This window comes from Mesorhizobium sp. M7A.F.Ca.AU.001.01.1.1 (assembly GCF_004022735.1).
Classification (GTDB): Bacteria; Pseudomonadota; Alphaproteobacteria; order Rhizobiales; family Rhizobiaceae; genus Mesorhizobium; species Mesorhizobium ciceri.
Genome location: NZ_RZPF01000802.1, coordinates 1 through 2,711 on the forward strand (window position 1 = coordinate 1; position 2,711 = coordinate 2,711).

Annotated in this window: 4 protein-coding genes; all 4 read right to left on the reverse strand. The window is 62.7% G+C overall.

Annotated features, from left to right (window positions below):
- A partial coding sequence (locus EN884_RS32075; RefSeq protein WP_164895291.1) for an isocitrate lyase/phosphoenolpyruvate mutase family protein occupies positions 1–692 on the reverse strand: 692 nt, incomplete at its 3' end.
- Between the two features lie 79 nt (positions 693–771).
- Positions 772–1,626 carry a hypothetical protein gene (locus EN884_RS32080; RefSeq protein ID WP_013528047.1) on the reverse strand — a complete coding sequence of 285 codons (855 nt, stop codon included), beginning with the start codon at positions 1,624–1,626 and terminating at the stop codon, positions 772–774.
- Between the two features lie 69 nt (positions 1,627–1,695).
- A complete protein-coding gene (locus tag EN884_RS32085) occupies positions 1,696–2,358 on the reverse strand; it encodes an HAD family phosphatase (RefSeq protein WP_063169909.1) in 663 nt (220 codons plus the stop codon).
- On the reverse strand, positions 2,358–2,711 hold a 354-nt coding region (dut, locus tag EN884_RS32090), incomplete at its 5' end, for a dUTP diphosphatase (RefSeq protein ID WP_127313385.1). The genes dut and EN884_RS32085, both read right to left, overlap by 1 nt.

Below are 2,711 nucleotides of genomic sequence, written 5' to 3' on the forward strand. Positions count from 1 at the left end.
CCGTAGGCGAAATTGGTCAGCCACGGCCCGAGCGAGATACGCTTGACGCCGGCCATGGCGAGATCGGCGATGGTAAAGCCCGGTACCGCCATGACATTGACCGGCTTGCTGACGGCAGAGCAGAGCGTGCGGATCATCTCGACGTTGCCGATGCCTGGCGCATAGAGTACGTCGGCGCCGGCCTTCTCGAACGCCTGCAGCCGCTTGATCGTGTCGTCGAGGTCGGACTTGCCCCAGAGGAAGTTCTCGGCCCGCGCAGTGAAGACGAAATCGCGTTTCAGGGCCCGCGCCGCTTCCACGGCCGCCGCAACGCGTTCGACGGCGTGCGCAAAATCATAGATCGGCTTGTCCGGATCGCCGGTGTGGTCTTCGATCGAGCAGCCGGCAAGGCCGGCAGCTTCCGCCGCGAAGATGGTTTCGGCGGCCTGCTCGGCGCTGTCGCCCTTGCCTTTCTCGAGGTCGGCCGAGACCGGCAGGCTGGTCGCCGCGGTCACTTCGCGGCAATGGTGGATCATCTGGTCGAAGGTCACCGCGCCGTCCGGCAGGCCGCGCGAAAAGGCAAAGCCGGCGCTGGTCGTCGCCAGCGCCGTGAAGCCGAACGAGCCGAGCAGCTTGGTCGTGCCGATATCCCAGGGATTGGGCACGACGAAGGTCGAGGCATGCAGGTCGCGAAAGATCTTGCCCTTGTCCATGGTAGTTCCCCATCATATGCGGTGTGGCCGAGCGGATTTTATCCTGCTCCATCTGGCCGGGCAAACGAATGCGGTTGGTTCAGAAGCGTTTGGCGTTCTCTCCTGCCAAATTGTTCAGCGCGTCGGAATCCTTGGCGTAGTGCGACGTTGTCTTGTCCCAATGATAGGTGACGGAGATGTCGTGAGATTCAGGTTTGGGCGGCTGGTCATCGCAGCTTTCGTCGTTCACGACGGTGGCATCGGTCACCGTTACCTTGATCGCCGCATGGCGTCGGCCCTCTGCGATGGCTTTAAAGGCAACGTCCTGCGTCCGGCTATAGGCACACACGTGCTCGTCGAACAAATAGATGATGTCGATCAGCTTCAACTTGTCCCTGGCGACCATAATCAGCGGGACGATCATATAGTTCTGGTTTGAATTGGAATGCGAACTCTCGATCATGAGGATATCATCATTGGCGCCGATGCCGAGCTTGCCGGGTTCGCGGAAATAGGTGCTGCGGTCGAGGGCGACATTGGCGGCGTCGAGCAGCCTTGGTTTGCCCGTAATGTCGTAGAGCGCTAGCACCGCATAGCCTTCTGCGCTGTCTGAGGAATCGCCGAGATCGAACAGCATGGTCAGGCGGTCCTTGCCTCCCGCCTTGATGGCAAGCACGGAGGCATTGGAAAAGCCTGAGGTTTCGGGCGGCGAGCCGCCGCTGTCGGGTCCCTCGATATGGCGCATAGCGATCGGCAGCCCGCCCCTGTAAAAGCCATTCTTGTCGGCGGCGAGGTCTGGAATGATCATCCTGGCGAGGTCGAGATAGGTGATGTCTTTTTGGCCGGGCAGTGGGCTGCCGAGCTCCGGAAGGCTGGCGTCTTGCGCGCCGGCTGCGGTCCACAGCAATGGCAGCAGCATCACGGCGAGGATGAAGCGAAGCAGGTTCGTCGGCATGGTCGCCTCAGGGTGTCGGGCGCGCGGAACGTAGCACAGCCTCCCAACCCGTCCAGTCCGTCAGCCAGCTCAGTGGATCGGCACCAGCCCGGCCAGTTCGCGCATGTCGTCGAACAGGATGCCGCCGGCCTGGATAAGGCCGTCGCGGTCGGAATAGGGATCGGCGTGATAGGAAAACACCCGCATGCCGGCCGCGATGCCGGCCTGCGTGCCAGCGACGCTGTCCTCGATGACGATGCAGTCGGCAGGTGCAAAGCCCACGGTTTTCGCAGCATGCAGGAACAGGTCCGGAAACGGCTTGCCGCGCGCGACCATCGTCGAGGAAAACATCGCGTGTTCGAACAGCGGCAACAGCCCGGTCTGGCCAAGTGTGATGTGCATCTTCGACACCCGGGCCGAGGTGGCGACGCAATAGGCGATCCCGGCTGACCGCACGGCCTCGACGAATTCGCGGACATAAGGGATTGCTTCGACGCCGTGGGCGAACAGGTCTGGCAGGCCGGCGTTCCAGCGATCGACAAAATCGGCGCCAAGCCTGACGCTGGTCTTTTCTTCGATCTCTTTCTGCACCGACGCCATGCTGCGGCCGGAGAAATTCTTGCGGCAATATTTGAAGCTTGTCGGATAGCCGGCAGCGGTCAGCCATTCGGCAAGGCGCCGATTGGCCAGGTTCTCCGTATCGACCAGGATCCCGTCGCAGTCGAAGATGACAAGTTTAGGCAGTTCAGGCATCAGGCGGTGCCGGTCGATCCGAACCCGCCCGCGCCGCGCGCCGTGCCGCCGGCCAGGTTGCGCTCTTCCACGGCGGCTTGCGTCACCGCGGCAAAAACGATCTGGGCGATGCGCATGCCGCGCGTCACGGCAAAGTCCTCATCGCCGAGATTGATCAGCAGGACCTTCACCTCGCCGCGATAGTCGCTGTCGATGGTGCCGGGCGTGTTGAGGACGGTCAGCCCATGCTTGAAGGCAAGGCCCGAGCGCGGCCGCACCTGGCCTTCCATGCCTTCGGGAATTTCCAGGATCAGCCCGGTCGGCACCAGAGCGCGTTTTCCGGGCAGGATCAGCAGCGGCCGGTCGTCCGGCAC

Bases quoted from the DNA above. Each gene is read 5' to 3' on its own strand.
- EN884_RS32085 (WP_063169909.1), bottom strand. From the start codon at position 2,358: ATGCCTGAACTGCCTAAACTTGTCATCTTCGACTGCGACGGGATCCTG.
- EN884_RS32080 (WP_013528047.1), bottom strand. From the start codon at position 1,626: ATGCCGACGAACCTGCTTCGCTTCATCCTCGCCGTGATGCTGCTGCCA.